This window comes from Novosphingobium sp. 11B, from assembly GCF_054589055.1.
Window position 1 is genome coordinate 1 of the sequence record NZ_BAAILP010000288.1, and the last position, 6,387, is coordinate 6,387.

The window sequence follows — 6,387 nt, forward strand, 5'->3', positions numbered from 1 at the left end:
TTCGACAAGCTCAGGCTGAGCGGGATCGAGGGCAAACAGGCGAAGGAAAACCCAAACCCCGCTCAGGCTGAGCTTGTCGAAGCCCGCCCGCGGCTTTGGGCCATCCTCAATCCCCGATCTTTCCGAACGGCACCAGCTTGCGCGCCAGTTCCGCCGCCGCCTTGCCGTTGTTCGCCCGCAGCGAGGGCAGGACCGAGAGCGCCGCGCGCTTCATCAGGGCATCGAGGGGAGTCGCCGTCTGCCCGGTCGCGGCGGCTTCGGCCCAGCGCCTTGCCTGTGCGATGTCGCTCGGGTCGTTGCGGATCTGCAGCAGCGCGGCGAGGCCGGGGTAGAACGCCCGGTCGCCGCCGAGCGCAACGGCTTTCGCCAGCGCGGTTTCTCCGGCCGAGACCCGCGCGCCCAGCGCCGTGCGGGCCAGGAACCCGCCGAGTTCATCCACCGCGCCGAGGTGCCATCCGGCGATCACGATCTGCGCCTCTGGATCGCGCGGGTTGGCCGCCGCCAGCTTCTGGAACACGTCGAGCGAGGCCCGCACGTCCGAGCGGCTGCGGGTCAGCTTGCCGCGATAGCCGATGGCGATGGCCCGCTGCAGCGTCGCCTCATGATCGTTCGGCCGCGCGGCGAGGATGCGATCCGAAGCGGTGATCGCCTGCGCGACCAGCTTGAGCGCCTGCGGTTTGGTGGCAGTCTGGAAAGCGGCGGTCGTGAGCAGTTCGCGGGGCGTGTCGGCCAATGCCGCAGCCGGAGCCATGGAAACGATTGCACTGAGGGCTAGCAACGAAGTTCGGTACACAGGGTCTCCTGCGAGGCTGGAACTGGGCAAGATGGCCGAGAGCGAGGGCGCCCGCCAGTCCCTATCGTCGCGGCGCGCATCCCGATCGTCCCGTTTTCGGTCTATTGCGCCCAGTTGCGCAAGGCTGGAGCGGTCAGTGTGGCACTGCGCGACCGTTCGTAGCCGGCGCCGATGCGCAGCACTTTGGCATCGTCCCATTTCCCGGCCATGAACGAAATTCCCACAGGCAATCCCTCGACCGTGCCCATCGGCACCGAGAGATGCGGATAGCCTGCGATGGCTGCCAGCGATCCGGCACCGACGTCGACGAAATTGTCGCCGAGCACCGGGTCGATCGGCCAGGCCGGGCTGGTGGTGGGAGCAACTAGGACATCGACGTCGTACTTCCTCAGAAGCGCGTCGATCCCCTCGGTCCCCGCGAGGCGCTGGGCATCGGCGCGGGCCTTGGCGTAGGCGGCGGGATCGGTGGTCGTCAGCGCCTTCTCGAAAGTCTGTTGCCCGTACCAGCGCAGTTCTTCCGCGGCGTGTGCCTTGTTGAAGGCGATCAGCCCGGCAAGGTCGCGCGCGGGTGCCGGGCGGGGCAAGTCGCCTAGGTAGGCGTCGATGCCCACCCGGAACTCGTGCAGCATGATCGTGAATTCGGCCTCACCGAGCCGCTCGTCGGGCTCGAAATCGATCTCCACCACTTGCGCCCCGGCGCGCTTCATGTCGGCGAGCGCGGCATCGAACAGCGCGGTGAGCGCCGACATGTGTCCGGCCTGACGGCGCAGCACGCCTACGCGCACGGCCTTCAGGCTGACCCTGCCCAAACCGACGGTGAAGTCCGGCTTGTGCCGGTCGGCATCGGCGGTGGCCGGATCGGCGGGGTCGCTGCCGGCCATTGCGTTGAGCAGCAGCGCGGCGTCGGCGACGCTTGTGGCCATCGGCCCGGCAGTATCCTGGCTCGAACTGATCGGCACCACGTAGGTGCGGCTGACCAGCCCGACGGTCGGCTTGAATCCGACGAGCCCCATCACCGAGGCGGGGCAGGTGATCGAGCCGTCGGTCTCGGTGCCGATCGCCGCCCACGCCATGCCCGCCGCCACCGCCGCGCCGCTGCCCGAGGACGAGCCGCAGGGGCTGCGGTCGAGCGCGTAAGGGTTCTTCGTTTGCCCGCCCACCGCGCTCCAACCGCTGGAGGAGTGCTCGCCGCGAAAGTTCGCCCATTCGGAGAGGTTGGTCTTGCCCAGGATGACCGCGCCCGCCTTGCGCAGCTTCGCCACCAGCGGTGCGTCGCGTCCCGTGGCGTTGTCCTTCAGGGCGAGGCTGCCCGCGGTCGTGGGCATGTCGCGCGTCTCGATGTTATCCTTGATCAGCACCGCGCGCCCGGCGAGTGGGCCTTTGCCCTTGATGGCCAGCGATTCCGACGGGGCTACGGCGACGACCGCATGGATCGCCGGGCCGCTGTCGTCGATCGCCTCGATCCGCTTGAGGTAGGTTTCGGGCGTCTCCTGCGCGGCGACGGGAACCGGAGACGCGGCGAGAAGGCCGAGGGCGAGGATGAAGGGGCGGTTCACGTAAAAGGCTCCGGCGGGGTGGAGCGCAGCACGATGGCCGAAGCGGCGTCGCGGTTCCAGCGCCCATTGCGGGTTTTTCGATGCGGGCGACCGGGGGGGGCGGGATGACGGCAAGGGGTGGATTGCTGACATTGACCAGCGCGCGTCCCTCGGTCACCCTGCGGCGATGTTTTATGCGGCATTCGCGATCATTCTTGGGCTGATCTTGCTCACTTGGCCACACAAGATAATGTCTTGGATGATGCGCAGGAGAGATAATCGGCTTCGCGAACTGCGGAATGGAACCCCCGAAGAGTTCTTCGAAGAGCGGCGTTCCCTTGAAACATACTCTCTGCGTGTCCCGCTTTTTGCAGTCCGCGTTTTTGGCGGCGCATGGGTGATCTTGGGGATCGCGTCGGCAGTGCGCGGGGGGCATTAACGTCCACCATGGGGCGCTTCCGGAAAATCCGCTTTCCTACATCCGACGCCGTCCCATACCCTGCGCCGCATGCCCCATCCGACCGCCCAAAACCGCACAAGGTTACACCGCAAGGTGACACTTCCCCCTCACAAGGTGACACTTCCCTGCCCAAGGTGACACCTTCTCCCTCTGGACAGTGTAAACCGTGTAAACCTGCGTCACCTTGTGGACCTCGGGTAGCGCCTCCAGCGGCTTCTCCCCCGCCCATTCACGCCTGATAGGTTAACCCCCTTGAACATCGCGCATTGCCACGCGACATAGGCGAGGCAAAATCGCAAAGAGGACTCCCATGCTCGACCTGTTCGGCGCTTCGAACGCCCAAGGAAAGTTCACCACCGATCCCGTGACGGGCGCACTCGTGCCGATGGTCGTCGAGCAGACCAGCCGCGGCGAACGTTCGTTCGACATCTACTCGCGCCTGCTGCGTGAGCGCATCGTGTTCATCACCGGCCAGGTGGAAGACCACATGGCCTCGCTCATCGTCGCGCAGCTGCTGTTCCTGGAATCGGAAAACCCGACCAAGGACATCTCGATGTACATCAACTCGCCGGGCGGCGTGGTGACGGCCGGCATGGCGATCCACGACACCATGCAGTACATCAAGCCGCGCGTCTCGACCGTGTGCATCGGCCAGGCCGCCTCGATGGGCAGCTTCCTGCTCGCCGCAGGGGAACCGGGCATGCGCATTGCGCTGCCGAACGCGCGCATCATGGTCCACCAGCCCTCGGGCGGCGCGCAGGGCATGGCCAGCGACATCGAGATCCAGGCGCGCGAAATCCTGCGCATGCGCCGCCGCCTGAACGATCTCTACGTGAAGTACACCGGCAAGTCGCTCGACGAGATCGAGAAGGCGATGGACCGCGACACGTTCCTCGAAGCTGACGAAGCGCTGGCATTCGGCCTCGTCGACAAGGTCTTCGAGACCCGCCCCGACGGCGACAAGCCGGCGGAAGCGTAACGTCCTGAAGCGGGACCGGCGCCTTCAGTCTCCGTCAAGCATTTGGCGGTAGGATTGCAAAGCCGGTCCCGGGCAGGCTAGAGTGAGCGAGTCGCCTCGGTTGGAGGCTAAAGACGGAAAATGACGAAATTGAGCGGATCTGACGCGAAAAGCACCCTATACTGCAGCTTCTGCGGTAAGTCGCAGCATGAAGTGCGCAAGCTGATCGCGGGCCCAACGGTGTTCATCTGCGATGAATGTGTCGAGCTTTGCAACGACATCATCCGCGAAGAAACCAAGGCGGGCATTGCCGGTCGCAAGGAAGGCGAGATCGTCTCTCCGCGCGACATCTGCGAGATGCTGAACGACTACGTGATCGGCCAGGAACGCGCCAAGCGCGTCCTGTCGGTGGCTGTCCACAATCACTACAAGCGCCTCAAGCACAGCGGCAAGCAGGGCGACGTCGAGCTGTCGAAGTCGAACATCCTGCTGGTCGGGCCGACCGGTTCGGGTAAGACGCTGCTCGCGCAGACGCTCGCGCGCACCTTCGACGTGCCGTTCACGATGGCCGACGCCACCACGCTGACCGAAGCCGGCTACGTGGGCGAAGACGTGGAGAACATCATCCTCAAGCTGCTGCAGGCGTCCGACTATAACGTCGAGAAGGCGCAGCAGGGCATCGTCTACATCGACGAGATCGACAAGATCAGCCGCAAGGCCGAGAACCCGTCGATCACGCGCGACGTTTCCGGCGAGGGTGTGCAGCAGGCGCTGCTCAAGCTGATGGAAGGCACCACCGCCTCGGTTCCGCCGCAGGGTGGCCGCAAGCATCCGCAGCAGGAATTCCTGCAGGTGGACACGACCAACATCCTGTTCATCTGCGGCGGCGCTTTCGCGGGCCTCGACAAGATCATTGCCGACCGCCTGCAGAAGCGTTCGATCGGCTTCGGCGCGCATGTCGCCGATCCAGACAAGCGCCGAGTGGGCGAACTGCTCCAGAAGGCGGAGCCGGAAGATCTCCTCAAGTTCGGCCTGATCCCCGAATTCGTCGGCCGCCTGCCGGTGATCGCGACCCTCAACGACCTCGACATCGAGGCGCTGGTCAAGATCCTCAAGGAACCGAAGAACGCGCTGATCAAGCAGTATGCGCGCCTGTTCGAGCTGGAAGACGTGGAGCTGACCTTCACCGACGACGCGCTCGAAGCGATCGCCAAGAAGGCGATCGAGCGCAAGACCGGCGCGCGCGGCCTGCGTTCGATCGTGGAAGGGCTGCTGCTCGACACCATGTTCGACCTGCCGACCGAGCGCGACATCGCCGAAGTCGTCGTCGACAAGGACGTGGTCGAGGGCCGCAAGGAACCCGTCCGCGTGCTCAAGGGCGACAAGGCGGAAGCTGCGGCCTGACGGCTCCGGTCCCCGCATCGCGAATACCACAAGGCCCGGTCGGTTTGCTGACCGGGCCTTGTGTCGTTGGGGGTCTTTGTGGAGCGGGCGGAGCCAAGTGAAGCGCTATCTCTTCATCTGCAGCCAGAACCGACTGCGCAGCCCGACCGCAGAGCAGGTTTTCGCATGCCGGGGCGATATAGAGGTCGCTTCGGCAGGCACCAACGCCGACGCCGAGGAACCGCTGACCGGAGAACTGGTGACCTGGGCCGACGTCATCGTGGTCATGGAGAAGGCCCATCGCACCAAGCTGCAACGGCGTTTCCGGCGCTCCCTAAACGGGCAGCGCGTCATCTGTCTCGACATTCCGGACGACTTTGCCTTCATGGATCCCGACCTGATACGGCTGCTTGAACGCAAGATGGCGCGCTACCTGCCGACGACTGCCGATCGGACCTAGATCCTCGCGCGGATATCGCCTGGACGGGTGCCCGCTTGCTTGGCAACCCGCGATGGCCGCCCCACTCTGCGGCAAACACATTGGGGAGAGAGCCATGGCCGCACGCGTTCCGGTTTCGCGGGTGATCCACACCATTCACGCCGTCGCCGACATTCATGCCGCCCGTGCACTCTATCAGGATGCGCTGGGCGGGCTGGTCTTTGCAGAGAACTACTTCCCCGCCGAGGACCGCGACGCCGCGCTGCTCTACGTCACCGACCACATGGTCGAACCGATGGCGCCGCGCCGCGCGGACGACCTCACCAAGCCGTTCGCCCGCCAGTTCGCCCGGATCGGGCAGGCCTTCCACTCGTTCGAGATCAAGGTGGCGGACGGCAAGTCAGCCAGCGCCGCCTTCCGCGAGGCCGGTTGCACCGTCGCCGCCGACTACGGCGTGTTCTTCTTCGTGAAGCCCGAATCGACCGGCGGCGTCCTGCTGGAAGTCTGCGAACTGCCGATGCCCAACGATCCGTGGGAGCGGGGCAACTGGGACCCGGCGGTCGGGGCAGGGCATCACTGTACGGTGACCGGACTGGATCACATCGGCTGCGTCACCGCCGATATCGAGACGGCGCTGCGCTTCTTCACGGAGGTCGTCGACGGCGAAGTGCTGGAGGACGCCCGGACTGAACTACCCCAACCCGCGCGCCGGGTCCTGCTGCAAGTGGGCGACACGCGGGTCGCCTTCGTGCAGCAGGACGATCCTGCCGGTGGCCCGCTCGGTGCGTTCCTGCAAAGTACACAGAACGGCATCTATGC

Annotated in this window: 6 protein-coding genes; 4 read left to right on the top strand and 2 right to left on the bottom strand. The window is 65.5% G+C overall.

All coding sequences use genetic code 11. From position 1 onward, the window contains the following. Positions 1-106 precede the first annotated feature (106 nt). Together ACYPYD_RS24815 and ACYPYD_RS24820 are read right to left on the bottom strand one after the other, a co-directional pair. Positions 107-733 carry a hypothetical protein gene (locus ACYPYD_RS24815; RefSeq protein WP_459666134.1) on the bottom strand — a complete coding sequence of 209 codons (627 nt, stop codon included), beginning with the start codon at positions 731-733 and terminating at the stop codon, positions 107-109. A gap of 161 nt (positions 734-894) precedes the next feature. Further along, positions 895-2,349: an amidase gene (locus tag ACYPYD_RS24820; RefSeq protein ID WP_459666139.1), complete on the bottom strand. Its 1,455-nt coding sequence runs from the start codon at positions 2,347-2,349 to the stop codon at positions 895-897. A 749-nt stretch (positions 2,350-3,098) separates the two neighbouring features. On the opposite strand from ACYPYD_RS24820, the gene clpP reads away from it, so the two are divergent. The 4 genes from clpP to ACYPYD_RS24840 all read left to right on the top strand — a co-directional run. Beyond that, the gene (clpP, locus tag ACYPYD_RS24825) at positions 3,099-3,767 is read left to right on the top strand and encodes an ATP-dependent Clp endopeptidase proteolytic subunit ClpP (RefSeq protein WP_008828343.1); all 669 of its coding nucleotides are present in this window, start codon (positions 3,099-3,101) and stop codon (positions 3,765-3,767) included. Between the two features lie 120 nt (positions 3,768-3,887). Continuing rightward, complete coding sequence (gene clpX / locus ACYPYD_RS24830; protein ID WP_008828342.1) at positions 3,888-5,150, top strand: ATP-dependent Clp protease ATP-binding subunit ClpX; 1,263 nt, start codon at positions 3,888-3,890, stop codon at positions 5,148-5,150. 97 nt (positions 5,151-5,247) lie between these two features. Next, positions 5,248-5,589 carry a low molecular weight protein tyrosine phosphatase family protein gene (locus ACYPYD_RS24835; RefSeq protein ID WP_008828341.1) on the top strand — a complete coding sequence of 114 codons (342 nt, stop codon included), beginning with the start codon at positions 5,248-5,250 and terminating at the stop codon, positions 5,587-5,589. 94 nt (positions 5,590-5,683) lie between these two features. Further along, on the top strand, positions 5,684-6,387 hold a 704-nt coding region (locus ACYPYD_RS24840), incomplete at its 3' end, for a VOC family protein (protein WP_459666141.1).

What these genes read in the sequence shown, in the direction of transcription:
- clpP (WP_008828343.1), top strand. Translation starts at nt 3,099, where the DNA reads ATGCTCGACCTGTTCGGCGCTTCGAACGCCCAAGGAAAGTTCACCACC.
- clpX (WP_008828342.1), top strand. Translation starts at nt 3,888, where the DNA reads ATGACGAAATTGAGCGGATCTGACGCGAAAAGCACCCTATACTGCAGC.